This window comes from Pseudomonas sp. FSL W7-0098 (genome assembly GCF_005930585.1).
Classification (GTDB): Bacteria; Pseudomonadota; Gammaproteobacteria; order Pseudomonadales; family Pseudomonadaceae; genus Aquipseudomonas; species Aquipseudomonas bubulae.
This window is the reverse complement of record NZ_RXHW01000013.1, coordinates 49,010-73,927: the sequence shown is the minus strand read 5'-3', so window position 1 is coordinate 73,927 and position 24,918 is coordinate 49,010. Positions and strand designations below refer to the sequence as shown.

The window sequence follows — 24,918 nt, the reverse complement described above, 5'->3', positions numbered from 1 at the left end:
GCGAGCAGGCTCGCTCCCACAGGGAGGGTTGACCGGCAACAGAGTATCTACAGGGGAGGCTGGCGCTGCCCCCCTATAATGCCTGCTCTATATCCGCCAGCAAATCGGCGACATCCTCCAGCCCCACCGCCAGACGCACCAATCCTTCACTTATTCCGTGTCGTGCCCGTTCCTCCAGGGTGTAGGTAGAGTGGGTCATGCTCGCGGGATGCTGCGCCAGTGACTCGGCCCCCCCCAGGCTGACCGCACGGCTGAACAATTGCAGGGCATTCATAAAGCGCTGTCCTGCAGCCATGCCGCCCTTGAGCTCAAAGGCAATCATGCCCCCCGGCAGTTTCATCTGCCGGGATGCCAGCTCGTATTGCGGGAAAGAGGGCAGGCCGGGGTAGGCCACCCATTCCACGGCAGGGTGATCCTGCAACATATGCGCAATGGCCTGGGCGCTGCTGCAATGGCGGTCCATGCGCAGGGCCAGGGTCTTGATGCCGCGCATCAGCAAATGCGCATCATGGGGCGACAAGACTGCCCCGGTCAGGTCCTTCAAGCCTTGCAGACGGATCCGGTCAGCCAGGAGCTGGCTGGTGACCACCATGCCAGCGGTGATATCACTGTGCCCGCTCAGGTACTTGGTGGCCGAATGCACCACCACGTCGGCGCCCAGTTCCAGTGGACGCTGCAGATAGGGCGTGCAGTAGGTGTTGTCGATCACCACGAGCAGGTTGTCATGTGTGTGGGCAATCCGCGCTACGGCAGGGATGTCCACCAGTTGCATGTTCGGATTGGCCGGCGTCTCGAAGTAGATCATGCGGGTTGCAGGGCTGATCGCGGCTTGCAGTTCGGCCGGGTTGGCCATGTCCACATGTTTGACTACCACCCCGAATTCACCGATGCCGTGGTGCAGCAGGGCAAAGGTGCAGCCATACAAGGTGCGGTTGACGATGATTTCATCGCCGGGCCGCAGCAGGGTCCAGAATGTTGCGGCGATCGCGCCCATGCCGGAACTGAACGCCACACCCGCTTCGCCGTTTTCCAGCGCCGCCATGCGTGCTTCCAGCAGGGCCAGGGTGGGGTTGGAAATGCGGGTGTAAAAATGCCCGTGCTCTTCACCGGAAAAACAGCCTGCGCCGTATTCGGCCGTGGCAAAGGCAAAGGTTGAGGTCATATAAACAGGGGGGATTACCGCGCCGTTGTGTTCCAGCGGGTTATAACCGTAGTGGATGGCGCGAGTAGAAAAGCCGAAGTTGTTGTTCTTATCGTTCATGGTGAACTCTCCGATATTTCCTACAATGCTATGCTTTAAATGAACGTGGAAAATTCCAAATTTACCTGTAAATACACCACTTACCAGAACAAAAAACCGCCACGCTGACCGCTAGGGGCAAAACATGCCAAACGCTCTGGACAGAACCGATAAAGCCTTGCTTTGCGCACTGCAGGGCAATGCCCGACTTACCGTTGCAGAGTTGGCCGAGAGTGTCTCACTGACCACCTCGCCGTGTTGGCGACGGGTCAAAATGCTGGAAGAGAGCGGGATCATTACGGGCTATCAGGCGGTTCTTTCGCCAAAGGAACTGGGATACGGGGTCACGGCGTTTGTCAGCATCATGATGGCCTCTCACTCGCAAGAACTGGCCAGAAGCTTTGAACAACGGTTATTGGAAATTCCCGAAATCGTCGCGTGTCACAACGTGTCGGGTCGTTACGACTTTTTATTGGAAGTCGTGGCCAGGGATCTCGAATCCTTTGGCGAATTTGCCCGTGAAGTCCTGCAGACATTGCCCGCGGTCAAAGAGATTTACTCGAGTTTTTCGTATAAGTCGGTCAAGCCAAGGCGAGAGGTGCCTGTTGAAGGTTGAGTGCATCAAGGGTGCATTCAAGTCTTATCTGTAAAATAACTTTTCGATGAGTTGTAAGTGTTTTCTTTGAGTAGAGTAGTTCTGGCCTGATTACTCTTTTTGTGACGGCAGGTGCGTGTTTTTAGTGCTTGGCTTTTACTTTTAATTACATTGATTAAGAGTAAATCCCCATGTTGAACCGCGAAGTAATGCTCCAGCTGTTCCCCAAAAGTACGGCCTGCGTCGATCTGTATTTGCCCCTTGTGCAGGCCGTTAGCCGTCAAGTGTTGATCAATACCCCCCGACGCCTTGCTGCATTTCTAGCTCAGGTAGGCCATGAAAGTGCAGGGTTCACGGTACTTGTCGAAAACCTTAATTACAGTGCCGGTGGCCTCGCGGCCACCTGGGGCTCCCGCTTTGCGCAGAAGGATGGCGAAGGTCAATACATTACCGTAACGGACGGCAATCGCTCCCGGCGCGTACCCAATGCTGACGCGCTTATGCTTCAGCGCCGGCCGCAGGCGATTGCAAACCGGGTCTACAGCAACCGCCTGGGCAATGGCTCAGAGGCGTCGGGGGAAGGCTGGTTATATCGGGGCAGGGGATTGATTCAAGTCACCGGTAAAACCAACTACTGCCAGTGCAGCCAGGGGTTGTTCGGGGATGAGCGCTTGCTCACCAGCCCGCAACTGCTGCAAGAGTGGCAATGGGCAGTGGCGTCGGCGGGCTGGTACTGGAACTCGCGCAGTATAAATACCCTGGCAGACGGGGAGGATTTTGAACGCGTAACAAGAGCTATCAATGGTGGTCTCAATGGTCACGCCCAGCGTGCGGCGCTATACCGCAAGGCACTGGTTTTATTGCACGCCTGAGCGGTTCAATCAGGCCATAATGCCCGCGCAGTTTGTTCGCAGCCATCAGGAGCCATAGATCAGTGATGTTCGAGATAAAGCCGATTAACCCCGAGACATATCGTCAGCAAACTCGCCGCAGTACGCTGTATATCGCGTTGACGTTTGTCTTGCTGGCGCTGCTGTTGTCAGGTGTGCTGGTCATGGTTTTGGGTGTCGCCGGTGGCGACAATTTTCGCCTGAATCTGGCCGGGGTCATTGTTGCCCTGATCACGACCTTCCTGCTGGTGCGCTACCTGTTCTGGTCTCAACCCTGGATGGCGCCCGCAGTCTACGGCTGGCAACTCAAGCGTAGCCTGATGAAGGTCACCAATGTCATGCATCACGTAACGGCGGGAGTCATGGCGGGAGATGTGGCGGCGATGAAGCTGCTGCGCTTCTATCATCTGGGCGTGACCCAGATGTACCAGCTGGACGCCAATTCCAGCGCGTTAAGCCAAATGGTTCGCGAGATCGATTTGCACAAGGCACGTCTTGAAGCACTGGGCATCGACACCGGGCAGACCCGGCTCGATCCGCAGTGGATTGATGCGGTGAAAAAATTTGCGCCGCTGAAGTAATGCTGCTCACCAGATCTGCGCTGTTTGAGTGGGAGCGAGCCTGCTCGCGAAGTTCGTAAACGACAGGCTTTCTTTACGCGATAATGGCGATGATCGGGAGGTCTTCGCGAGCAGGCTCGCTCCCACCGTTGGGGCACGCGAGCCTTATGGGTGGGTTCAGCTTACGACGCGATAGCACGGCTCATAGGCCGCACCGCCTGGCAGTTTCATACGGTGCTGCTCAACAAATGCCTGCAGCAGTTTGTCCAGAGGTTTCATCACGGCAGCGTCACCGTGGATCTCGTAAGGCCCGTATTGCTCGATCAGATGGATGCCTTTCTCTTTTACGTTACCCGACACAATCCCGGAGAAGGCCTGACGCAGGTTGATGGCCAATTCATGTGCTGGCATGTCGCTGCGCAGTTTCAGGCTGGCCATGTTGGCGTGGGTCGGGTCGAACGGGCGCTGAAAGCCTTCGTCGATTTTCAGTAACCAGTTGAAGTGGAAAGCGTCGTTGCGCTCGCGGCGGAATTGTTTAACCTCCTTGAGCCCGGCGGTCATATGACGGGCCACTTCGGCCGGGTTGTCGATGATGATCTGATACTGCTGTTGCGCTTCTTCACCCAGGGTAGCGCCGACAAACTCATGCAGTTGCTGCAGATAGGGTTCGGCTTCCTTGGGGCCGGTCAGGACAACCGGGAACGGCACATCTTTGTTCTCCGGGTGCATCAGAATGCCCAGCAGGTACAGGAATTCTTCTGCCGTGCCAGCACCGCCCGGGAAGATAATCACCCCGTGACCGACCCGCACAAAGGCCTCAAGACGCTTTTCGATATCCGGCAGAATGACCAGTTCATTGACGATGGGATTCGGCGCTTCGGCAGCAATGATGCCCGGCTCGGTCAGGCCCAGATAGCGGCCACCGGTCAGACGTTGTTTGGCGTGGGAAATGGTGGCGCCCTTCATTGGCCCTTTCATCACACCGGGACCGCAGCCGGTACAGATATCCAGGCTGCGCAGGCCCAGTTCGTGGCCGACCTTTTTGGTGTATTTGTACTCTTCGGTATTGATGGAGTGGCCACCCCAGCACACCACGATTTTCGGTTCGACGCCCGGGCGCAACGTGCGGGCATTGCGCAGCAAGTGGAACACGTAGTCGGTGATGCCCGCCGAGCTGCTCAGGTCAATGCGAGGGCTGTCCAGGCCGCTCTGGGTATAGACGATGTCGCGCAGGGCGCTGAAGAGCATTTCACGGGTACTGGCGATCATTTCGCCATCGACAAATGCATCGGCAGGGGCGTTGAGCAGTTCAAGCCGCACGCCGCGGTCTTGCTGGTGAATCCGCACCTCGAAGTCCTGATAGGCCTCAAGGATGGTCTTGGCGTTATCGACGTGAGCGCCGGTGTTGAGGATAGCCAGTACGCACTGGCGGAAAAGCGTGTAGCTGGTGCCTGAGCCAACCTCGCTCAGCTGTTGTACTTCACGTTGGGAAAGTGTTTCCAGGCTGCCTTTCGGGCTGACCGAGGCGTTGATGACTTGTCTTTGGACCATTGCGAGCTTCCTTGAGCGGGGTCGAAAAATTGCTTGGCGCAGCTTTTGAATTCATGTCATCAGTGCGAGCGAGGCGTCCCGACTCTTGCGTCTTTGGATTGCATTTCTGTAAGCATAGTAGCCTTGGTCCTGTAATTAAAAGAGCCGCAGTTAACTCCAGTTACAGTACCAGCAGTGAGCACGGCAGCGATAAGGTAACCTCGCAAGTCACTGAAACAGAAAAAGGACGGGCAGATGATCATCACCACCACTCACAGCATTGACGGCAGAAAAGCCACTGAATACCTGGGGATTGTCAGTGCCGAATCGGTTCACGGCATCAATGTGGTACGAGATTTTTTTACCGGAGTACGCGACTTTTTTGGTGGACGCTCTCAGACGCTGGAGCGAGCACTGAAAGAAGCGCGAGCAGAGGTCACGGACGAAATTCGAGACAGGGCTAAAGCCATGGGAGCGGATGCGATTATGGGGCTGGGGTTTGAAATCAGCATGCCGTCAGGGCGTGGCGGCATGCTGGTGGTGTTTGCCACGGGCACGGCTGTGCGCTTGAACTGAGGCACCAGGATTCGACCGCACAGGGCGGTCGAATGGGCTTTACGAATTAAACCGTTTTCGCCAAAGGTACGCCTGCAGTGGTTTTGGACAGCGCGTCCTGCAGTTTTTGCTCTTGTTCCGGGGACAGGGAGGTACGCAGGACCTTGCCCTTGAAGTCCGAGTCTTCCAGTTCCTTCAGCACTTTTTCCGGCTGGAATTTGCGCAGCAGAACGAACAGGGCCGAGGAATCATTCGGAATGGTCTCGCTCAATGACTTGATGAAATCATCATCGATCCCGTAATCGCTCAATGAGCCCGACAAAGCGCCGGTACCGGCACCCAGTGCGCCGCCGATGGCAAAGCCTGCCAGCGGGTTGAGAAACAGCAGCCCGACCAGTGCGCCCCACAGGCCGCCGGTGACCAGGCCTGAAGTAGCCCCGATCGCTGTCAGGTTAACGCTTTGCTTGATATGGATCTTGCCTTCGGCATTACGCACCACAATCACCGCATCTTCCAGTTCGACCAGATGCTCTTTGCTCAGCGAAACCATCTTGGTGAGGGCACGATCTGCTTTTTCGGTGTCTGAAAATCCCACTACGATTAAATCGGACATGTCTTTCATTCCTTGACGGTACAGGTCCAGCCCGGCGAAGGGCTGAAGGGTGGAGGGGTTTCTCAAGGCGGCACAATGCAAACACCCTGGCGCGCAGTGGTTCAGCTTTCTGGAGCCTGCTGCGAGGAATGAGCGTGGTCGCTAACCTTGAAACGGTCAAGTCGACGAGACATATCTCTTGATAAAGAGAGGGGTGCGGCAAGGGGATAATGCCGTGGCAGGTGCAGTGTGCAAATGATTTGAGGAGGGCTGGCTGAGCAGCCCTGACCTCAAGCCTTGGGCTGATACCTCACAGGCTTATGGCTGTTCGTTCTTTTCAGGTGCATTCAGGCCGGCCTGGATACGTTGGTAAATTTCTTCACGGTGAACGGCTACATCCTTCGGCGCATTGATGCCGATTCTGACCTGTTGTCCGCTGACACCTAAAATAGTGATCGTAATATCGTCACCGATGTTTATGCTTTCACCAACTTTGCGGGTGAGTATCAGCATTTTTTTCTCCTTGATGGCTTTGTAAGGCACGTCTCTGAGACGGTGCGGCTTCGGTCATGACTACAGAATACTGCTAAGTACGTATTATTGCGCCGCTCATTACAGACGACATGGCCAGAGGTTTAATTCCCTTTACGGGGAAAATTCTCGCGCATAAGCCTTAAATTGGGGCACTTTGGATTTGTTCAAGGAGAGCAAGGCCGCTGCCCCAGTGATAAAATCTACCCATTCAAACAGACAGGGGAAACGCAGTGCGTATAGTCATCGTGATGACAGCAATATTGGCCTTGACGGCTTGCGGTCAGGAGTCTAACGATAAAATCCAGCGGGCTAAAGCAGCTTCTGAAGCAACGATGGCCCAGGCCCCTGTTGCTCACTGGGCTTTGGAGATCACTGAAGGCCAGAGAGCGACCATTCCGGACACGACCGGCAGGCTTCTTGACAACGGTTTTACTCCTTACATTTACGAGAGTGGCGGGGTTCAGCACTTCCTGATCGGACCATTCACCACCCAGGCTCAAGCGCTTGAGGCCCAGCAAAAGATGAAACTCAAGCCCAAGCTGGACGGTATTGAAACCAACGTGATCGAACTGCCCGCCGCGAAATAGTCTGATACAGCGTCGGGTACCCGCCTGAGCTTAGCTGCCGCTGGCGTTATTCGACGCTTTGTGCAGGAAATATTTGTTCACTCGGCGCACATCAGAGCAACACGACGGCAAGGGCCATCGCCATGAGCAATCACAAGATCGAAATTCGACGCAGCAATGTCGAAAAAATCCTTCTGGGGGCTGAAAAGGTTTTTGCCGAAAAAGGCTTTGCCGGTACGGCGATGGCGGACATTGCGGCGCAAGTCCAGTTGCCACGTTCCAACCTGCATTACTACTTCAGCACCAAGACGGATCTTTACAGCGCGGTATTGCTGGGGTTGCTGGAAGTGTGGAAACAGGATGCGCTGTGTTTCGAGACCTACGACGATCCTCGTCTGGTATTGAGCAGTTACATTCGTGCCAAAATGCACCACTCACGTACCCGGCCCCATGGTTCGAAAGTCTGGGCCAATGAAATGATCCATGGCGCCCCGACCCTGGGTCTTGCGCTTGATGCCAGTTTGTATGACTGGGCCAAGATCAAGGAGGCGAAAATTCGCCAATGGGTGCAAGACAAGCGAATCCTGCCTGTTGAGCCGTCCAGCCTGCTGTATATGATCTGGGCATCAACCCAGCATTACGCTGACTTTGACCATCAAGTGATGATCATCAACGATCACCAGCCGTTGTCCGATATCCAGTTTGAACGTGCGGTGCAGACCGTCACCAGCGTGATCCTGCGCGGGATCGGGCTGGAGCCGTAAGCAACCCTGCTTATCGATCGTGTGGGAGCGGGCTTGCTCGCGATGGCATCACCCCGGTGTACCTGACACACCGCATTGCCTGCATCGCGAGCAAGCCCGCTCCCACAGGGGTGATTTACGAAGCCACGCAGTACGGGTTACGTGGGTCGTGGTTCCAGTCCAGAAATGGCAGGCCATTGTTGTGTGGCACCATCTCGATACAGTCCTGCACCGGGCAGGTTATCTGGCACAGGTTGCAACCCACACATTCATCGTCGATCACCTCATACCGATGTGTGCCGTCGGCCTGCTTCAAGCTGGCGATGGCCTGGTGCGAAGTATCTTCGCAGGCAATATGGCAGCGCCCGCAACCAATACAGGCGTCCTGATCGATCCTGGCGATAACCTGATAATTGATATCCAGATATTTCCAGTCAGTAGTATTGGCCACTGCACGGCCGGAAAAGTCCTCCAGGCTGGTATAGCCTTGACTGTCCATCCAACGCGACAAACCGTCTTTCATTTCTTCAACAATTCGAAATCCGTGAAGCATCGCTGCGGTGCATACCTGTACCGAGCCACAGCCCAGGGCAATAAACTCTGCAGCATCACGCCAACTGCCAATGCCGCCTATCCCGCTGATAGGCAAGCCTTTGGTCAGCGGGTCGCGGGCAATTTCCGCCACCATATTCAGGGCTATCGGCTTGACTGCCGAACCGCAATAGCCACCGTGGGTGCTCTGGCTGCCCACTACGGGTAGCGCCACCATGCGTTCAAGGTCGACACTGGTGATCGAGTTGATGGTGTTGATCAATGACACCGCATCGGCGCCGCCACGATGGGCCGCCCGGGCGCTAAGGCGCACATCGGTGATATTGGGCGTCAGTTTGACGATCACCGGCAATGAACAGTAGGTCTTGCACCAGCGTGTGACCATTTCCACGTACTCGGGCACCTGGCCCACGGCCGCGCCCATGCCGCGCTCCGGCATGCCGTGGGGGCATCCGAAATTCAGCTCGATGCCATCGGCACCGGTGGCCTCCACCAGTGGCAGGATGTATTTCCAGGACTCTTCTTCGCAGGGCACCATCAGCGACACGATAAGGGCCCGATCCGGCCAGTCCTTCTTGACCTGGGTGATCTCGCGCAAGTTGATTTCAAGGGAGCGATCGGTGATCAGCTCGATATTGTTGATGCCCATGACTTCGCGGTTGGGGCCGTAGTGTGCCGAGTAACGCGAGGACACGTTAACCGCGGCCGGGTCCTCACCCAGGGTTTTCCAGACCACGCCACCCCAGCCTGCCTCGTAGGCTCGTACCACGTTGTAGGCTTTGTCGGTAGGTGGCGCAGACGCCAGCCAGAACGGGTTGGGGGCCTTGATACCGGCGAAAACAATCGAGAGATCGGCCATTTATGCAGCCTCCTGATCAAGCATGAGTTGGGCATGCATGGCTTCTGCGGCCAGCTTGCCGTGTTGCACGGCCTGTACGGTCAGGTCTTGCCCCAGAGAGGTGCAATCGCCTCCGGCATACACACCGGGAATATTGGTGCGCAGGTGTTCGTCTACTTCGATGCGATCGCCCGTGCGCTTGAGTGTTTGCGCCAGCGGATCGCTCAGGGCTGCATCATCAAAGGCCTGGCCTATAGCCTTGAACACCGCGTCTGCGGCCAGCTCGAAGGTTTCACCGGTGGTCACCAGGCGCCCGTCTTCCAGGCGTGTGCGGGCAAAGCGCATGCCGCGCACCTTGCCGGTGTTGTCCAGCAACACGCCCTGTGGCTGTGCCCAGGTCATTAGTCGCACCTGATTGGCCTTGGCAATGTCCTGCTCGTGCCCGGTGGCGCCCATGTCCTGCAGCCCGCGGCGATACACCAGATTCACTTCGCGAGCGCCAAGACGGGCCATTTGCACGGCCATATCGATCGCGGTGTTGCCAGCGCCCAGCACAATGCAGCGCTCGGCCAGGGGTAACCGGGTCAGGTCGTCGCTCTGGCGCAACTCGCGGATGTAGTCGGTGGCAGCCAGCAGCCCCGGAGCATTTTCATGGGGCAAACCCAGCTGGCGACTGGCAGCCAGACCCAGCCCGAGAAATACCGCATCGAATTGCTGGTGCAGTTCGCTCAGGCTCAGGTTGTCGCCCAAGCGCTGGCCGTGGCGCACTTCAATGCCGCCAACCTGCAGGACGAAATCCACTTCGCGCTGGGCAAAATCGTCCACCAACTTGTATTTGGCAATCCCGTACTCGTTAAGCCCGCCGGATTTCTCCCGCGCTTCGAAAATCACCACCTCATGCCCGTGCAGTGCCAGGCGATGGGCGCAAGCCAGCCCCGCAGGTCCGGCGCCGACCACCGCGATGCGTTTGCCGGTGGGCGCGGCACGCTTGAACGGATGCTCGCTGAACTGTGCATGATCGACCGCATAGCGCTGTAACAAACCGATCAGTACAGGCGCGCATTCCTGGCTGTTGTTGCGCACGCAGGCTTGCTCGCACAGTACCTCGGTAGGGCACACCCGGGCACAACTGCCGCCGAGGATATTGGCCGAAAGAATTTTCTGTGCTGCGCCCTGGATGTTTTCCTGTTGGATATTGCGAATAAACGACGGGATATCTATATCGCTGGGGCAGGCATTGACGCAGGGGGCGTCGTAGCAATACAGGCAACGTGAGCTTTCCAGCACGGCCTGGCGAGCATTGAGGGGCGGCGCCAGATCGGTAAAGTGGCTGGCCAGCACCTGCGCAGATTCATGGGGGTGGGGTAAATGGTTCAAGGACTTGATCACGGTGCTTACCTCAGGGGTGAGGAGATCTTTGTGCCTCTGTCGGGCAGTGTTTTTATGCTCAGCGTTTAACAGCCACCGGTTGCTGATGCTCGGCGCGCTTTTTCAGCAAGTCGAACACCGCAGGGTAGGCCGGGCGTTCGATATAGCGACCGGCTCCGCGTTCGGCCCGCAGGTCACCGTCAACCCACACCAGGCGACCCTGACTGATGGTATGACTAGGCACACCGCGTACGGTCTTGCCTTCAAAGATGTTGAAGTCGACATTTTGATGGTGGGTTTTGGCGGAAATGGTGCGGGTGCCCTGAGGGTCCCACAGCACCAGGTCGGCATCGGCACCGACCCGGATCGTGCCTTTGCGCGGGTAGATATTGAAGATCTTCGCGGTGTTGGTGGAGGTCAGCGCTACAAACTCCTGCATCGACAGGCGCCCGGTATTCACGCCTTCATCCCACAGCAGCGCCATGCGGTCTTCGATACCCGCCGTGCCGTTGGGGATCTTGCTGAAATCGTCACGCCCGGCGGCCTTTTGTTCGGCGCAAAAGCAGCAGTGGTCGGTGGCGGTAGTGTGCAGGTTGCCCGATTGCAGGCCGTGCCACAGTGCCTCCTGATGCCCGCGAGGGCGGAAGGGCGGGCTCATCACGTAGCCTGCTGCCGTTTGCCAGTCGGGATGCTGGTACACGCTGTCATCCAGCAGCAAATGCCCGGCCAGTACTTCGCCATATACCGGTTGGCCCTGACTGCGGGCGTAGGTGATTTCGTCGAGTGCTTCACGGGTCGAAACATGCACCAGGTACAACGGCGTACCGAGGGTCTGAGCGATGCGGATCGCCCGGCTGGCCGCTTCGCCTTCCACCTGGGAGGGACGTGACAGCGGATGGGCTTCCGGCCCCGTCATGCCCTGGGCCATAAGTTTGCGTTGCAGGTGGTACACCAGTTCGCCATTTTCGGCATGCACGGTCGGGACCGCACCCAGCTCCAGGCAACGCTCGAAGCTGGCCACCAGGGTGTCGTCTGCGGCCATGATCGCGTTCTTGTAGGCCATGAAATGCTTGAAGCTGTTGATGCCGTGATGGCTGACCAATTCGGCCATTTCTTCACGTACCTGCTCGCTCCACCAAGTGATTGCGACATGAAAGCCATAGTCTGCTGCCGACTTTTCGGCCCAGCCCCGCCACTGATGAAAAGCCTCAAGCAGGGACTGCTGCGGGTTGGGAATGACAAAATCGATAATCGATGTTGTACCGCCTGCCAGACCGGCCGCAGTGCCACTGAAAAAGTCTTCGCTGGCGACGGTGCCCATAAACGGCAATTGCATATGCGTGTGGGGGTCGATACCACCGGGCATCAGATATTGGCCGCGACCATCGACAACTTCGCAGCCTGGGGGAACATCAAGATCAGTGCCAATCGCGCGGACCAGACCGTCAGCGCAATATACATCCGCACAATAACTTTCATCATGGGTCACAAGCGTAGCGCCACGGATTAACAGCGACATACGGAGTTCCTCGCAGGCTGACCGGCTAGAGCCGGTTCTAACTGTTGTTATTGAAATTTAGTGGGAAGTTTGCATTCCTGCCACTGGTGACAGGAATAAAATCTAGTGGGTTGTTGAAGAATGATCAAACTTTATTTTTAACGGGGTTAGATATGTATAACTATATGATTTTTAAAGTTAATTATTTTAAATCACCAAAATGATGCACGGCCTCACCATTTTGACGCACTTGACAGGATTCAAATATAAGCGAACTTTCTTATGCGAAATCAGGTGCTTGAGCTTGCGGATGAAGGGAGGTGAGTCGATTAAGTTAATAAGCACGCACCGAAGTGTTTCGTTTGGCGATATAAAAAAACTGATAAAGGCCTTTAACGGGAATGAGAGTCATTTGGCTGGTGTTTAAAACGGTTTTAAAAGCAGCGTGTTGCCAGTCATGCAGGACGGTTTGAGCAGGCGAGGGAAGTAACACGGCACAGTTCTTGATTGTTGCTGCCATGACCGGGCGGGATAGGCAAGTAAGTGTCCAGGCAAGGGAGCGCTTTGTGTCCATACGCAGCGCCAGGCAGTTCAACCAGGAGCAGCACAACAAGAGAGTGATCGACTATGCAACCGAGCAGATCAAAAGTCACCGAACGTAACGGTTTGTACGAACTGGATGCCGGGCCTGAAGTCCTCGATAGCCCCCGGTACAACCACGACATCGCCCCCACCAAAGTTCATGAGCGCACCTGGAACAAGTGGCATATCACTGCCTTGTGGGTCGGCATGTCCATTTGCGTACCCACCTATACCCTGGGCGGGGTTCTGACAGCCTATTTCGGGCTTTCAGTGGGTGAAGCACTGCTGGCGATTCTGCTGGCAAATATCGTGGTATTGATCCCTCTGACTCTCAATGCCTTTGCGGGCACCAAATACGGCATTCCCTTTCCGGTGTTGCTGCGTTCTTCCTTCGGCATTATCGGCTCCAACGTACCGTGTCTGATCCGTGCTCTGGTGGCCTGCGGCTGGTTCGGGATCCAGACACTGTTCGGCGGTCTGGCCATCCACCTGTTTCTGGGCTCGGTGTTCGAGGGCTGGAAAAGCCTGGGCGGTACGGGTGAAGTGATCGGCTTCATGATTTTCTGGGCGCTCAACCTGTGGGTGGTATTGCGCGGTGCCGAGTCGATCAAGTGGCTGGAAACCCTGTCTGCACCCTTGCTGGTACTGGTCGGTCTGGGCCTGCTGGTGTGGGCTCTGCCCAATGTGTCGATGAGTGAACTGCTGGCCCAGCCGCCCAAGCGCCCGGAAGGTGCCAGTGTGTACGGCTACTTCTTTGCCGGCCTGACTGCAATGGTGGGTTTCTGGGCCACCTTGTCCCTGAATATTCCGGACTTCAGCCGATACGCAAAAAGCCAGAAAGACCAGATCCTGGGGCAGATTTTTGGCCTGCCGCTGACCATGTTCCTGTTCGCCGCTCTGGGCGTGGTGATGACGGCAGCGTCCGAAAAACTGGTAGGCGTTACCGTATCCGACCCGGTCAGCCTGATCGGCCATATCCAGAGCCCGGGCTGGGTGGCACTGGCCATGGCGCTGATCATCATCGCCACGCTGTCGACCAATACGGCGGCCAATATTGTGTCGCCCACCAATGACTTCCAGAACATCGCTCCCAAGTTGATCAACCGCACCACGGCAGTGATCTTGACCGGCCTGGTGGGCTTGGCGCTGATGGCTCATGAATTGCTGAAGAAACTCGGCCTGCTGGTCTCGGATGTGAGCCTGGAAACCGTGTACTCCAACTGGTTGCTGGGTTACTCCAGCCTGCTTGGGCCGATTGCCGGGATCATGGTGGTCGACTATTTCGTTATCCGTCAGCAAAAACTCGACCTTGCCGGGCTGTACCGTGACGGGGTGTACCCGGCCTGGAACTGGAAGGGTTTTATCGCTTTTGGTGTACCTGTGGCGCTGACGTTGCTGTCGTTGGGCAGCAGTGCCTTCAGTTGGTTCTATGACTTCGGCTGGTTTACCGGGTCGTTGCTCGGGGCCGTGATTTATTACGGGTTGTATCGCCTGAACAGTCAGCAAGCAGAAGCCGTCAAAGGCACGGTTTGAAGCGCCTTCCTATAAAAACTGCCTGAGGAAACTATCATGAACGCCGCACACGACCTTCAGCAGCACCGCGCGCCATTGATCAACGGCGAGCGCCTGTGGGCCTCGTTAATGGAACTGGCCCAGCTGGGTGCCACGGTAAAGGGCGGTGTATGCCGCCTGGCCCTGACCGACCTGGACCGCCAGGCCCGGGATATTTTTGTACGCTGGTGTGAGGACGCCGGTTGCACCGTCAGCGTGGACGCCGTGGGCAATATCTTTGCCCGCCGCCCGGGGCGTAATCCAGACTTGCCGCCGGTGATGACCGGCAGCCATATCGACACCCAGCCCACCGGCGGCAAGTTCGACGGCTGCTTTGGCGTACTGGCCGGGGTTGAAGTACTGCGCACCCTCAACGACCTCAATATCGAGACTGACGCGCCGCTGGAAGTGGTGGTGTGGACCAATGAAGAAGGCTCACGCTTTGCGCCTTGCATGATGGGTTCCGGGGTTTTTGCAGACAAGTTTACCCTTGAAGAAACCCTGGCCAAAACCGATGCCCAGGGCGTGACCGTGGGTGAGGCCCTGAATGCAATTGGCTATGCTGGCAGCCGCCAGGTCAACGGCCACCCGGTGGGGGCCTACTTTGAAGCTCACATCGAACAGGGGCCGATTCTGGAGGACGAGCGCAAAACCATCGGCGTCGTACTTGGCGCCCTGGGGCAGAAATGGTTCGACCTCAACCTGCGCGGTGTAGAAGCCCATGCCGGGCCTACGCCCATGCACCTGCGCAAGGATGCATTGGTCGGGGCGGCGGCCGTGGTTGCCGCCGTCAACAAGGCAGCTCTTGGCCATCAACCCCACGCCTGCGGGACCGTGGGTTGCCTGCAAGCCTATCCGGGCTCGCGCAATGTTATCCCCGGTGAAGTACGCATGACCCTGGACTTCCGGCATTTGCTGCCCGAGCGGCTGGACTCGATGATCGAGCAAGTGCGTGGGGTGATTGAAGCCACCTGCGAGGAGCATGGCCTGAGTTTCGAACTGACTCCCACAGCAGACTTTCCGCCGCTGTACTTCAACCCTGATTGCGTTAACGCCGTGCGGGATGCGGCCAATGAGTTGGGCTTGTCGAACATGGATATCGTCAGCGGGGCAGGGCACGACGCCATCTTCCTGGCCGAGTTGGGTCCGGCAGGGATGATATTTGTGCCCTGTGAAGGCGGCATCAGCCACAACGAAATCGAAAACGCCGATCCCAAGGATCTGGCAGCGGGATGCGCGGTATTGCTTAAGGCAATGTTGGCGGCGTCGAAAAATGTAGCGCATTGATGCTTTTTTAAAGATCCAGCACTTTCTCCTGTCTATGGGAGCGGTAAAAACCGCTCCTGTTTCCATATTTTCTTGTTCTTTAGATGCTCGCGAGATCGAATATTTGTTTCGTGATGTTTCGTTTCGCCTGCTGTGTCGGCATTTTTGTATTTTAAGTTTGCGCAATAACAATGGCTTAGTTTTGTCCTAAAGATGATTCTGTAAGATGGTGTAGGATCTTTCTATGTGTATTTGTTTGCGGCTATGGTCTCTTGAGGGTAATGTTTATTTGAGAGCTTGTTGAGTTATTAATAACTGGGAAGTTATCAGGCTTAAGGTCGTGGGGGTTTTATGAATCTGGACGATATTGGCAATACACCACTCGTTGAGCTAATGCGATTTGCCTGCAATGGAGGTCGCTTGTTTTCGAAGTGTGAATATATGAATCCTTCTGGCAGTCATAAAGATCGAACTTATTTGAATATCATCACTTCGCTAGAGCGTGAGGGTGTCATTCGTAAAGGTATGACGCTGGTTGACTGCTCGACCGGTAACGGTGGGGCGGCGCTAGCATGGATTGGAAAGAAGAAAGGTTATTCCATCACAATATTCATGCCGGAAGGGATGACATGTGAACGTAAAGAGCAAATAAGAACGTATGGAGCACATGTGGTCGAAACGCCCAAAGGTTGTCTATGAAGCCTGAAAACTTGGGTGTTATATTAGGGTTGTTCTTTTGTTTTATCAGCGCCGCCTTTGACGTGTATGTCGCGTTTATAACGCAGGTACTTGATACCCTGGTGGTTGTTTTCTATTGCTTTGTTTCGTCTGCTGCATTGTTTATGATGTACAGCCTCCGTGCAGGCAGGCATAGCTTGATGGACAAGATCCAGCAAGACTGGCCATTGGTGGTATGGATCAATCTGTCGGTATTGTTGAATTGGGGCGGTCTTTTTTATGCCCTGCGATTTCTGGAACCAGCGGTAGTAGGGGTAGCCTCAGTAGCCTGCGGCCCAGCATTGACTTTGCTGGTGTCGAGCTTTGTAAAAGGTGCTGGCAAGGCCACTGCACTCGAAACCCTGATTGCCGGACTGGTATTGCTCTCGGTTGCCATAATGCTGTTTCAGTCTTTGGTCGGGGAAAGTGGTATTTCTTCGACTTCCATAGAACAGAGAATTATCGGTATTGTCAGTGTAGTGCTGTGTGCAATGGGCACGGTATTTTATACGATTGTTTCCAAAAAGATGTTTTATTGTCGTTGGAAAACTTATGACATTCTGGCTGTGAGGAGCGTCATGATGGTAGTTGTTTGCAGCCTGTTTATCAGCTTCAGCGACACCTCATTCAGTCTCGCCCCCCAGTGGATCTTGCCGCTGTCAGTTCTGGTTATCGTCGGCCATCTGTTGCCTGTCTACCTTATTCAAAAAACCATTTTTCATCTCAGTCCAATAGCGGTGTCATTTGTATTGCTGACGTTGCCGGTTTTTACCTTGCTACTTCAATACCTGGATTCGCGGGTGGCGATTTCAATGCCGAGCATCCTGGCCGTCTGTCTTATTGTTGGACTGCTGGCCTGGCAGGCTATATCAAACAGGCGAGGTGCGAAATGATAAGAGTTGTAGTGGTTGACGGATTTTCGTCGGGTAAATTCCTGGCAAAGAAATTGTACGAAAATGAATGTGCTTTATTTCATGTTGCGTCCAGTTCTGATCTCGATGGCTATTATTATGCCGGATTTGATTCGTCTATTTACGAGCGATCCATCGTTCATACGGATACGACGTTCACGTTGGCGGAGCTCAGGCATTTTAATCCCGATGTTATTATTGCTGGGGCAGAAAGCGGGGTGTTATTGGCCGATCTGTTGAATGAACAGTTGGGGCTGGATTACGCCAATGAGTTTTCCAGGAGCAGGGCTCGCAGAAACAAATACGAGATGATTCAGTGCGTTACCGAAGCCGGTTTATCCGCCCCTGCCCAGTGCGCAGTGGATACGTGGAGCGACGGTAAAGACTGGGTGGCTGCCCATGGCAGGTTTCCGCTAGTCGTAAAACCCCTGGAAAGCGCAGGGGCGGACGGGGTTTATATTTGCCGCGATCTGGCAGCGTGCAAGGAGGCATTCAAGGCGCTGTTGGGTACGCGCAACAAGTTGAGTCTCGAAAACAGCCAGGTGCTACTTCAGGAGTATTTGGTGGGCACTGAGTATGTCGTCAATATGGTGTCCTTGAATGGGTATCAGTTGGTCACAGAGGTGGTGAAATACACCAAGCGTGTGCTGGAAACAGGCAGCATCGTATATGACATCGATCAACTGCTTGCTTGCACCGACGCTCCGTATGCCGAGTTGGTGGCCTATACCCGCAAGGTGGTGAAGTGCCTGGGTATCCGTAATGGCCCCAGCCATGCCGAGGTTATGTACACCGAGGACGGGCCAAAACTGGTGGAGATTGCAGCACGTACAGACGGAATTCTAAGGCCCGGTGTCTCGGCGCTGACCACCGGTCTTGGACAGATTGATGCATGTGCACTGTCCATCACTCGGCCCCTTGAGTTTGAGCAGCTACTGGCCGGCAATCAGGACTATGTACTGTCCAGGCACACTTACAATGTGTGCCTGATCAATCATTCGGAAGGTGTTTTCTGTACCGGGGCATTTGTGCATCAATTGCGCAGCCTGGCGTCTTTTTTCGAGGTGGTGTTCTACGTCGAAAATGGTCAGCGAATTGCGCCTACCCGGGACGTATTCAGTCAGCCGGGCACTGTTTATCTGGTTCATACCGATCTGGCGCAGATCGAAGCCGATTACGCTCGAATCCGTGAAATGGAAGCAGCCGGGATCTATCTACAAGAGAAGAAATAAGACAGACGCCCCAACCTGTGGGAGCGGGCTTGCCCGCGATGCAAGCACTGCGTTCTGTCAGGCAAATCGCGGTGTTGCCATCGCGGGCAAGCCTGCTCCCACTGATGCGCAGGGCGTCAGCCTTGCCAACCACCCCCCAACGCCGTCAATAACCCTACGCTGGCCTGTAACTGTCGGGTGTGCAATGCCTGCACCTGGCGCTGGGCCTGCAGGGCGGCAGTCTGTGCGGTGACTACGTCCAGGTAACTCACCGCGCCGGCTTCATAGCTGTGGGTGGCGATTTCCCGGGTGTGTTCGGCGGCGTTGGCTGCGGCCTGTTCATCGAGGCTTTCCTGTTGCAGGTCTCGCAGCTGGGCGAGATTGTCTTCAACTTCACGCACCGCGTGCAGCACCTGGCTACGGTAATGGGCTGATGCTTCTGCAAATTCGGCCCTGGCCTGGCGTTCCTGGCCATCGAGCCTGCCGCCGTCAAAAATCGGCAGGTTGACCAACGGCCCCAACGCCCAGAACCTGTTACCGGCAGACAGCAAATTGCCGCTACCCTGGGTTTGCCCGCCAAGCAGGCCGGTCAGGCTGAAGTCCGGGTACCAGGCGGCCTTGGCTACGCCGATCCCGGCGTTGGCGGCGAAAACCCGGCGCTCGGCCGCGGCGATGTCGGGGCGCCGTTGCAGCAGGGTACTGGGCAGGGTGCGCGGTTGATCAGGCAGGTTTAGCGTTTGCGTGTTGGCCACCAGCTGAAAGTTGCTGGCAGGTTCGCCCACCAGTTCACCGATGGCGTGTTCGGTCAGGTTGCGTTGGGCGCGGACGTCATCCAGCTGCGCCTCGGCTTCGGCCAGTTGGCTTTGGGCACGGGTCAGGTCGAGTTCCGAGGCGATCTGCCCCTGATAGCGCGAGCGGGTCAGTTGCAGGGCCTGAGCGTAATCATCCAGCGAGCGGGTGAGGATTTGCTGCTGCGCATCCAGCCCGTCAAGTTGCACATACAGGCTGGCCAATTGGCGTTGCAGGCTCAAACGCGCGACGGCCAGGTCATCCGCCGAGGCCTGGGCTTGAGCATCGCCCGCCGCCACCTGATTGCGGATTTTGCCCCACAGGTCGAGGTCGAAATTCAACGCAAACCCCGCCGTATTGCTGTTGTAGACCGATGGCTGGGTACTGCCGCGCAATGGACGGTTGTCCGATTGACGCTGGCGCAACGGCTGGCCACTGGCGGTAATTTGTGGGAACAGCCCAGCGTGCAACTGGCTGGCATACGCCTGCGCCGCATCGAAGTGGGCCAGTGCCGCGGCCAGATCCGGATTGGCCTTGAGCAACTGCTGTTGCAGGCTGTTCAGGCGTTCATCCTGGTATACCCGCCACCACTGTGGTGAGAGCTGGTCGGCAGGTTGCGCGCTGTGCCACGGGCCGTCGCTGGTTTGCTCACGGTAGTGCTCGGGCAACTTGAGGTCGGGTGCCTTGTAGCCTGGTGCCAGTGAGCAACCCTGCAACGCCAGGGTCAGTAACAGGGCGCTGCGTTTAAGCCTTGGCTGCATGGGGGGCTCCTGCGTCGGCCAGCTTGACCGAGTCGCCTTCGCGCAAGGCGTCGGGCGGATTGTCGATGACGGTGTCGGTGGCCGTAAGGCCTTGATCGATCACCAGTCGTTCGCCCAGATCAAGGCCGATATGGATCGTTTGCAAATGCACATGCCGGGCCTTGTCGAGCACTGCCACCTGTGTGCCCTGGGCACGGAAAATCAGGGCGCTGGCCGGGATACTGACGCCATGGGTATCGGCCGGAATCGACAGCAGCGCCTCGGCATAGTCGCCGGGCATCAGCGCGTCACCGGGGTTGAGGGCGACGAACTGGGCCATCAGGGTGCCGGAGCGCTGGTCAATTGCTGTCGAGTTGCCGATCAGTTTTGCGTTGAACATTTGCCCCGGATGTTCCGGCACACTGAGTTGTACCTGCATGCCGGGGCGGATCACGCTGGCGTAGTTCTGTGGCACCGGCACATACAGGCGCAGTTGGTGCGTGTCGGCAAGGTCGAACAGCTCGGTATCGCTGTCGGTATCGGCCTTGATCAACTGGCCGATATCGGTATTGCGCGCGGTGATGGTGCCGGCAAAAGGTGCACGAATGGTCTTGTAGGCTTCCAGCGTCGACAGGCGTGCGTAATCCGCCTCAGCGGCTTGGGCATTGGCCTTGGCGGCGGCAGCATTGGACAGTTTTTCGTCAGCCTCCTGGCGCGACACCGAATGGCTTGCCAGCAGATTTTGCCAGCGTGTGGCCGTGGTGGCCGCGAGCCGGGCGTTGGCTTGCTCCTGGAGCATATGGGCGCGGGTCTGCGCCAGTTGCTGATCCAGATCCGGACTGTCGATAACCGCCAGGACCTGCCCGGCCTTGACCTTGCTGCCAATGTCGGTTTGCCAGCTTTGCAGGTAGCCGTTGACCCGGGCATGGATCGGCGCCTTGCTCCAGGCCTCCAGATGCGCGGGCAGGCGCAGGGTATCGCCATGGGCGTTCTGCAGGGGCTGGAATACGTTGACAATCGGCAGTGCGGCCGCTTCGGTCCATTGGCTCACCGCGTGCTCATGGCGACTGCGGGCGGCCAGCCCATTGGCGACCAGCAAGGCGGCCAGGGTCAGGCCACCGATGCCCAGGTATATCAAGCGCTTGCGCGAGGGTTTTTGATCAGACGACATGGGAAGTTTCTCCAGCAGCAGCTCGATTTTTTTCACGGCCGTGCACCAGGCTAAAGACCACGGGCACGAACAGCAGGGTGGCAACGGTGGCTAGCATCAGACCGCCAATAACGGCGCGTCCCAGGGGGGCGTTCTGTTCTTCTGACAAGGCCAGCGGGAGCATGCCGATCATCATCGCCAGTGCAGTCATGCACACGGGTCTGAAACGTGTATAGCCCGCTTCCATTGCGGCCTTGAGAGCGTCGCCATGTTCGGCCAGGCGTTCGCGGCAGAAGCTCACCACCAGGATCGAGTTGGCGGTAGCCACCCCCATGCACAAAATAGCCCCAGTCAAGGCGGGCACCGACAGCGAGGTGCCACTGAGAAACAGCATCCACACAATCCCGGCCAGGGCCGCGGGCAGGGCAGTGATGATCACGAACGGATCGAGCCACGACTGGAAGTTGACCACGATCAGCAAGTAGATCAGCACCACCGCGCCGAGCAGGCCGAAGCTCAGACCGCTGAAGGCTTCATGCAGGGCATCGATCTGGCCGTGAAGGCTGATGATTGCGCCTTTGGGCCGCAGGTTGGCTGCGCCATCAATCACTTTTTGCACATCGGCCGCCACCGAGCCCAGATCGCGACCCTGAATATTGGCGTAGAGGTCCAGCGTCGGCTGAATGTTGTAGTGAGTGACCACGGCCGGGCTTTGCACACGGCTGATAGTCGCCAGCCCGCCCAGGATTTGTGACTGGCCGTTACTGCCGGTCACGGGCAGGGCTTCGAGGGCCGGCAGGCTGTCCAGACGATACTGCGGCGTTGCGGCTACCACACCATAAGACACACCGTTCTGCGGGTTGAGCCAGAAGGTCGGTGCCACCTGGGAGCTGCCCGCCAGGGAGGCCACCATGCTGTTGGTCACATCCCGTTCGGTAATCCCCAGGCCATTGGCGCGCAGGCGGTCCACCTTGACCTGCAGCGACGGGTAACCCACCGACTGCTGAATACGCAGGTCGGCAATTCCCGGTACATGTTGCAGGCGACGTTGCAGCTCCAGGGCATAGGCGCGGTTGGCCTCGTCGTCACGCCCGGAAATTTTCACGTCCAGCGGAGCCGGTGCTCCGAAATTGAGGATCTGGGTGCTGATATCTGCAGGCATAAAGGCAAACTGGCTGCCGGGGAAACTCTCCGGCAGGGCTTCTCGCAAGCGTTTTACATAGTCGGCCGTCGGGCTGTGGCCTTCTTTAAGGGTGACCTGAATATCGCCGTCCTGCGGGCCGATAGTGCCACTGCTGCTGTAGGCCATATCGATGCCGCTAAGCGGAATGCCGATATTGTCGATCACTGTGTCCAGTTGCTCGGCCGGGATGATTTCTCGAATCCGTGACTCGATGCGATCGAAGTCCGCAGCGCTTTCTTCGATGCGCGTGCCCAGCGGCAAGCGCACATGCAAGGCCAGGGCACCGGCATCGGTGGCCGGGAAAAAGTCCTGGCCCAGGCTTGGCAGCAAGGCAAAGGAGGCCAGTACACAGGCCATAAAACCCAGCAGAAAGCGTTTGCGATTGGCCAGGGCCAGTTCCAGTACGGCGTAGTAAGCGTCCCGTACTGCCGAAAAGCGGCGCTCGAATCCCGCCTGAAAGCTCAGCAGTGCACGCACTGGTGCCGAGTGCTGGCGGGTGTGCTGATCGCCCTCGTGATGGTTGATGTAGCCGTCTTCCGGGTGATGCCCTGAACCTTGTTCCGGCACATGTGGCTTAAGCAGAAACATCGCTAGGGTCGGCACCAGAGTGCGCGACAGAATAAAGGAACTGCCCATGGCGAAAATCACCGACAGCGCCATCGGCCGGAACAGATAGCCAGCAATGCCCTGCAACATGAACATCGGCACAAACACGATGCAAATACACAGCAGCGACACGAACGCCGGGCCGACAATCTGCTTGGCGCCGTCCAGGATCGCATCGCGCACCGACTTGCCTTGCTCGAGGTGCCAGTTAATGTTCTCGATGGTTACTGTGGCATCGTCCACCAGAATCCCCACCGCCAGCGCCAGTCCGCCAAGGGTCATGACATTGAGGGTTTGCCCGCTCAGGGCCAGCAGGGCGATGGCCGACAGCACGGCCAGGGGGATCGACACGGCAATGATCAGGGTGGAACGCCAGCTGCCGAGGAACAGCAGAATCATCGCGCTGGTCAGCAGGGCGGCAATGATGCCTTCCTGAGCCACGCTGCCCACCGATTGCTTGACGAACACCGAAGCGTCGCCCAGCAACGAGGTTTTCAGCGACGGTGGCAGGGTTTCGTTGATACGCGGCAGCATTGCGCGAATACCGTCGACGATCGACAGGGTCGAGATATTGCCGTTTTTCAGCGCCGGCATCAGCACCGCACGATGGCCGTCGACGCGCACGATATTGGTTTGCGGCGGCGAGCCGTCACGTACGTGGGCCACTTGGCCGATGGTGATCAGCGCGCCATTGACGGTCTTGATCGGCAGGTCATTGAGTTCGTCGATGGCCTTGGGGCTGTTGTTGAGCAACACCGTGTATTCATAGGTGCCAAGCTTGGCGGTGCCCACCGGGATGATCTGGTTTTGCGCTGCCAGGGCATTGCCCACATCCTGTGCGGACAGGCCTTTGGCAGCCAGTGCCTGGGGGTCAAGGTCGAGGGTGATCTGACGCTGCTTGCCACCCATCGGCGTCGGCATGGCCAGGCCCGGCAGGGCACTCAGGGGCAGACGGATATTGTTCTGCACCAGATCGCGGATTTTGGCTTCCGAAAGTGTCGGGCTGGAGAACGCCAGTTGCAGGATCGGCACCGTGGACGCGCTGTAATTAAGGATTAGTGGCGGGGTAATCCCCGGCGGCATCTGCTTGAGCACGGTCTGTGACACGGCGGTCACTTGCGCGTTGGCGGTGCGAATATCGACGCCGGGCTGGAAGAAAATTTTCACGATGCCCATGCCGGGCAATGACTGCGACTCGATATGTTCGATGTCGTTGACCGTGGTACTCAGCGAGCGTTCGTAGGTGTAGATCACCCGGCCGGCCATGTCGGCAGGTGCCAGGCCGGTGTATTGCCAGACCACGGCGACTACCGGAATGCCAATATCAGGAAATACATCAGTAGGGGTCCGCACAGCGGCAAGTGGCCCGATGATGCAGATGAAAATCGCCAGCACGATAAACGTGTACGGCTTGTGCAGTGCGGTCTTTACCAGCCCGAGCATGCCAGAACCTCCGAGGAGTGGAATTGCAAACCTCGGCAGTCTCACCGCTCAAACCTAACGTTCAGCTTTCAGCAACGTGAAGGATCCTTTAGGAAAGGGCTGAAATTCCCTTCATTTTCATTCATTTGGCGCAAGGCGCGAGGCGCCGCAAGCTTGCGGCCTACTCTATTGTTTCGAGGCTCGACTGCGATGAACCTTAAACCGCTTCTGCTGATTCCGTCCCTGAGCCTGGTGCTGTTGCTGTCGGCTTGTGCAGGGCCCATGCCCAAGCAGGACCCGGGCGAAGCCTGGATCGGACTGAAAGAAGAGGGCAACAGTGACCTGATGGCCGAGCGTGTAGACGGCAAAAGCATCAACGATGGCCGCTATTTTGAAGTCACGCCTGGTGCCCACCGGCTGGACGTGACCCTGTATGAAGGTGCCACGGGTGATGAAAACCAGGTGGATTGCCAGGGCAAGGTCAACTACAGCGGGTTTAAAGCGGGTGAGCATTACGAATTGATCGAATCGAGCCTGGGGCCTGAAGTGAGTGCACGCCTGGTGGATGGCCACGGCAAGGAAGTGGCCCACACGGCGGACTTCACCTGTATGCCGGGGTGAGATTGCGATCCCTGTAGATACGCTGTTGCCGGTCAACCCTCCCTGTGGAAGCGAGCCTGCTCGCTCCCACAGTTGAAATGTCCTTCAGACTTTGTAGCCACTGCCGAA

General features: G+C 57.1%; 23 protein-coding genes. 12 read left to right on the top strand and 11 right to left on the bottom strand.

What is annotated here, in order from left to right; translation table 11 throughout:
- Nucleotides 1-73: 73 nt before the first annotated feature.
- Nucleotides 74-1,261, bottom strand: coding sequence for a methionine gamma-lyase (locus FHL07_RS21025; protein WP_095026973.1), 1,188 nt, complete (start codon nucleotides 1,259-1,261; stop codon nucleotides 74-76).
- Between the two features lie 124 nt (nucleotides 1,262-1,385).
- Between FHL07_RS21025 and FHL07_RS21020 the strand changes: the two genes are divergently transcribed.
- The 3 genes from FHL07_RS21020 (at nucleotide 1,386) to FHL07_RS21010 (ending at nucleotide 3,306) form a co-directional block, all read left to right on the top strand.
- Nucleotides 1,386-1,856, top strand: a complete 471-nt coding sequence (locus FHL07_RS21020; RefSeq protein WP_095002348.1) for an Lrp/AsnC family transcriptional regulator — start codon at nucleotides 1,386-1,388, stop codon at nucleotides 1,854-1,856.
- Between the two features lie 170 nt (nucleotides 1,857-2,026).
- Nucleotides 2,027-2,707 (top strand): glycoside hydrolase family 19 protein, encoded by a 681-nt coding sequence (locus FHL07_RS21015; RefSeq protein WP_095018824.1) that lies wholly within the window; start codon nucleotides 2,027-2,029, stop codon nucleotides 2,705-2,707.
- 65 nt (nucleotides 2,708-2,772) lie between these two features.
- The gene (locus FHL07_RS21010) at nucleotides 2,773-3,306 is read left to right on the top strand and encodes a DUF3087 family protein (protein ID WP_095018825.1); all 534 of its coding nucleotides are present in this window, start codon (nucleotides 2,773-2,775) and stop codon (nucleotides 3,304-3,306) included.
- A gap of 156 nt (nucleotides 3,307-3,462) precedes the next feature.
- On the opposite strand, the gene ppnN is transcribed toward FHL07_RS21010, so the two are convergent.
- Complete coding sequence (ppnN, locus tag FHL07_RS21005) at nucleotides 3,463-4,836, bottom strand: nucleotide 5'-monophosphate nucleosidase PpnN (RefSeq protein WP_138738883.1); 1,374 nt, start codon at nucleotides 4,834-4,836, stop codon at nucleotides 3,463-3,465.
- 234 nt (nucleotides 4,837-5,070) lie between these two features.
- Here ppnN and FHL07_RS21000 point away from each other — a divergent pair, with 234 nt between their 5' ends.
- The gene (locus FHL07_RS21000; RefSeq protein WP_095002452.1) at nucleotides 5,071-5,391 is read left to right on the top strand and encodes a YbjQ family protein; all 321 of its coding nucleotides are present in this window, start codon (nucleotides 5,071-5,073) and stop codon (nucleotides 5,389-5,391) included.
- 46 nt (nucleotides 5,392-5,437) lie between these two features.
- Here FHL07_RS21000 and FHL07_RS20995 read toward each other — a convergent pair whose 3' ends face one another.
- Both FHL07_RS20995 and csrA read right to left on the bottom strand, forming a co-directional pair.
- Nucleotides 5,438-5,983: a DUF1269 domain-containing protein gene (locus tag FHL07_RS20995; RefSeq protein WP_016780418.1), complete on the bottom strand. Its 546-nt coding sequence runs from the start codon at nucleotides 5,981-5,983 to the stop codon at nucleotides 5,438-5,440.
- Nucleotides 5,984-6,280: 297 nt separating this feature from the next.
- Complete coding sequence (gene csrA, locus FHL07_RS20990; protein WP_016780419.1) at nucleotides 6,281-6,475, bottom strand: carbon storage regulator CsrA; 195 nt, start codon at nucleotides 6,473-6,475, stop codon at nucleotides 6,281-6,283.
- Nucleotides 6,476-6,726: 251 nt separating this feature from the next.
- Between csrA and FHL07_RS20985 the strand changes: the two genes are divergently transcribed.
- Entirely contained in the window at nucleotides 6,727-7,083 is a 357-nt protein-coding gene (locus FHL07_RS20985; RefSeq protein ID WP_095002352.1) for a hypothetical protein, read from the top strand.
- 122 nt (nucleotides 7,084-7,205) lie between these two features.
- A complete protein-coding gene (locus FHL07_RS20980; protein ID WP_095002353.1) occupies nucleotides 7,206-7,826 on the top strand; it encodes a TetR/AcrR family transcriptional regulator in 621 nt (206 codons plus the stop codon).
- A 115-nt stretch (nucleotides 7,827-7,941) separates the two neighbouring features.
- Here the strand turns inward: FHL07_RS20980 and preA are convergent, their stop codons facing one another.
- The 4 genes from preA to FHL07_RS20960 form a co-directional block, all read right to left on the bottom strand.
- On the bottom strand, nucleotides 7,942-9,216 hold the full coding sequence (preA, locus tag FHL07_RS20975) for an NAD-dependent dihydropyrimidine dehydrogenase subunit PreA (RefSeq protein ID WP_095002354.1): 1,275 nt from the start codon (nucleotides 9,214-9,216) through the stop codon (nucleotides 7,942-7,944).
- Complete coding sequence (locus tag FHL07_RS20970; RefSeq protein WP_138738882.1) at nucleotides 9,217-10,584, bottom strand: NAD(P)-dependent oxidoreductase; 1,368 nt, start codon at nucleotides 10,582-10,584, stop codon at nucleotides 9,217-9,219.
- Nucleotides 10,585-10,642: 58 nt separating this feature from the next.
- Nucleotides 10,643-12,082, bottom strand: coding sequence for a dihydropyrimidinase (gene hydA / locus FHL07_RS20965; RefSeq protein WP_095002356.1), 1,440 nt, complete (start codon nucleotides 12,080-12,082; stop codon nucleotides 10,643-10,645).
- A gap of 313 nt (nucleotides 12,083-12,395) precedes the next feature.
- Nucleotides 12,396-12,635, bottom strand: a complete 240-nt coding sequence (locus FHL07_RS20960) for a hypothetical protein (RefSeq protein WP_133144381.1) — start codon at nucleotides 12,633-12,635, stop codon at nucleotides 12,396-12,398.
- Between the two features lie 53 nt (nucleotides 12,636-12,688).
- Between FHL07_RS20960 and FHL07_RS20955 the strand changes: the two genes are divergently transcribed.
- The 5 genes from FHL07_RS20955 (at nucleotide 12,689) to FHL07_RS20935 (ending at nucleotide 18,320) form a co-directional block, all read left to right on the top strand.
- The gene (locus FHL07_RS20955) at nucleotides 12,689-14,176 is read left to right on the top strand and encodes an NCS1 family nucleobase:cation symporter-1 (protein WP_095002357.1); all 1,488 of its coding nucleotides are present in this window, start codon (nucleotides 12,689-12,691) and stop codon (nucleotides 14,174-14,176) included.
- 36 nt (nucleotides 14,177-14,212) lie between these two features.
- Entirely contained in the window at nucleotides 14,213-15,481 is a 1,269-nt protein-coding gene (locus tag FHL07_RS20950) for a Zn-dependent hydrolase (protein ID WP_095002358.1), read from the top strand.
- A gap of 330 nt (nucleotides 15,482-15,811) precedes the next feature.
- On the top strand, nucleotides 15,812-16,159 hold the full coding sequence (locus FHL07_RS20945) for a pyridoxal-phosphate dependent enzyme (protein ID WP_138738881.1): 348 nt from the start codon (nucleotides 15,812-15,814) through the stop codon (nucleotides 16,157-16,159).
- Entirely contained in the window at nucleotides 16,156-17,070 is a 915-nt protein-coding gene (locus FHL07_RS20940) for a DMT family transporter (protein WP_138738880.1), read from the top strand. The genes FHL07_RS20945 and FHL07_RS20940 overlap by 4 nt, the downstream gene beginning before the upstream one ends.
- A gap of 11 nt (nucleotides 17,071-17,081) precedes the next feature.
- On the top strand, nucleotides 17,082-18,320 hold the full coding sequence (locus FHL07_RS20935; protein ID WP_238705572.1) for an ATP-grasp domain-containing protein: 1,239 nt from the start codon (nucleotides 17,082-17,084) through the stop codon (nucleotides 18,318-18,320).
- Between the two features lie 116 nt (nucleotides 18,321-18,436).
- Here the strand turns inward: FHL07_RS20935 and FHL07_RS20925 are convergent, their stop codons facing one another.
- The 3 genes from FHL07_RS20925 to FHL07_RS20915 are packed head-to-tail and all read right to left on the bottom strand — an operon-like array spanning nucleotide 18,437 to nucleotide 24,210.
- Nucleotides 18,437-19,849, bottom strand: a complete 1,413-nt coding sequence (locus FHL07_RS20925; protein WP_138738877.1) for an efflux transporter outer membrane subunit — start codon at nucleotides 19,847-19,849, stop codon at nucleotides 18,437-18,439.
- On the bottom strand, nucleotides 19,833-20,999 hold the full coding sequence (locus FHL07_RS20920) for an efflux RND transporter periplasmic adaptor subunit (protein ID WP_095002363.1): 1,167 nt from the start codon (nucleotides 20,997-20,999) through the stop codon (nucleotides 19,833-19,835). The genes FHL07_RS20925 and FHL07_RS20920 overlap by 17 nt, the downstream gene beginning before the upstream one ends.
- A complete protein-coding gene (locus FHL07_RS20915; RefSeq protein ID WP_095018836.1) occupies nucleotides 20,989-24,210 on the bottom strand; it encodes an efflux RND transporter permease subunit in 3,222 nt (1,073 codons plus the stop codon). The genes FHL07_RS20920 and FHL07_RS20915 overlap by 11 nt, the downstream gene beginning before the upstream one ends.
- Nucleotides 24,211-24,399: 189 nt before the next feature.
- Between FHL07_RS20915 and FHL07_RS20910 the strand changes: the two genes are divergently transcribed.
- Nucleotides 24,400-24,810, top strand: a complete 411-nt coding sequence (locus FHL07_RS20910; RefSeq protein WP_095018837.1) for a PA0061/PA0062 family lipoprotein — start codon at nucleotides 24,400-24,402, stop codon at nucleotides 24,808-24,810.
- Nucleotides 24,811-24,918: the final 108 nt, after the last annotated feature.

Excerpts from the sequence above, each read along its gene's own strand:
- FHL07_RS21015 (WP_095018824.1), top strand. The coding sequence starts at position 2,027 with ATGTTGAACCGCGAAGTAATGCTCCAGCTGTTCCCCAAAAGTACGGCC.
- FHL07_RS20945 (WP_138738881.1), top strand. The coding sequence starts at position 15,812 with ATGAATCTGGACGATATTGGCAATACACCACTCGTTGAGCTAATGCGA.
- FHL07_RS21025 (WP_095026973.1), bottom strand. The coding sequence starts at position 1,261 with ATGAACGATAAGAACAACAACTTCGGCTTTTCTACTCGCGCCATCCAC.
- FHL07_RS20940 (WP_138738880.1), top strand. The coding sequence starts at position 16,156 with ATGAAGCCTGAAAACTTGGGTGTTATATTAGGGTTGTTCTTTTGTTTT.
- hydA (WP_095002356.1), bottom strand. The coding sequence starts at position 12,082 with ATGTCGCTGTTAATCCGTGGCGCTACGCTTGTGACCCATGATGAAAGT.
- FHL07_RS21010 (WP_095018825.1), top strand. The coding sequence starts at position 2,773 with ATGTTCGAGATAAAGCCGATTAACCCCGAGACATATCGTCAGCAAACT.
- FHL07_RS20920 (WP_095002363.1), bottom strand. The coding sequence starts at position 20,999 with ATGTCGTCTGATCAAAAACCCTCGCGCAAGCGCTTGATATACCTGGGC.
- FHL07_RS20910 (WP_095018837.1), top strand. The coding sequence starts at position 24,400 with ATGAACCTTAAACCGCTTCTGCTGATTCCGTCCCTGAGCCTGGTGCTG.
- FHL07_RS20980 (WP_095002353.1), top strand. The coding sequence starts at position 7,206 with ATGAGCAATCACAAGATCGAAATTCGACGCAGCAATGTCGAAAAAATC.
- csrA (WP_016780419.1), bottom strand. The coding sequence starts at position 6,475 with ATGCTGATACTCACCCGCAAAGTTGGTGAAAGCATAAACATCGGTGAC.
- FHL07_RS21020 (WP_095002348.1), top strand. The coding sequence starts at position 1,386 with ATGCCAAACGCTCTGGACAGAACCGATAAAGCCTTGCTTTGCGCACTG.
- FHL07_RS20960 (WP_133144381.1), bottom strand. The coding sequence starts at position 12,635 with ATGGACACAAAGCGCTCCCTTGCCTGGACACTTACTTGCCTATCCCGC.
- ppnN (WP_138738883.1), bottom strand. The coding sequence starts at position 4,836 with ATGGTCCAAAGACAAGTCATCAACGCCTCGGTCAGCCCGAAAGGCAGC.
- preA (WP_095002354.1), bottom strand. The coding sequence starts at position 9,216 with ATGGCCGATCTCTCGATTGTTTTCGCCGGTATCAAGGCCCCCAACCCG.
- FHL07_RS20950 (WP_095002358.1), top strand. The coding sequence starts at position 14,213 with ATGAACGCCGCACACGACCTTCAGCAGCACCGCGCGCCATTGATCAAC.
- FHL07_RS20955 (WP_095002357.1), top strand. The coding sequence starts at position 12,689 with ATGCAACCGAGCAGATCAAAAGTCACCGAACGTAACGGTTTGTACGAA.
- FHL07_RS21000 (WP_095002452.1), top strand. The coding sequence starts at position 5,071 with ATGATCATCACCACCACTCACAGCATTGACGGCAGAAAAGCCACTGAA.
- FHL07_RS20925 (WP_138738877.1), bottom strand. The coding sequence starts at position 19,849 with ATGCAGCCAAGGCTTAAACGCAGCGCCCTGTTACTGACCCTGGCGTTG.
- FHL07_RS20915 (WP_095018836.1), bottom strand. The coding sequence starts at position 24,210 with ATGCTCGGGCTGGTAAAGACCGCACTGCACAAGCCGTACACGTTTATC.
- FHL07_RS20995 (WP_016780418.1), bottom strand. The coding sequence starts at position 5,983 with ATGTCCGATTTAATCGTAGTGGGATTTTCAGACACCGAAAAAGCAGAT.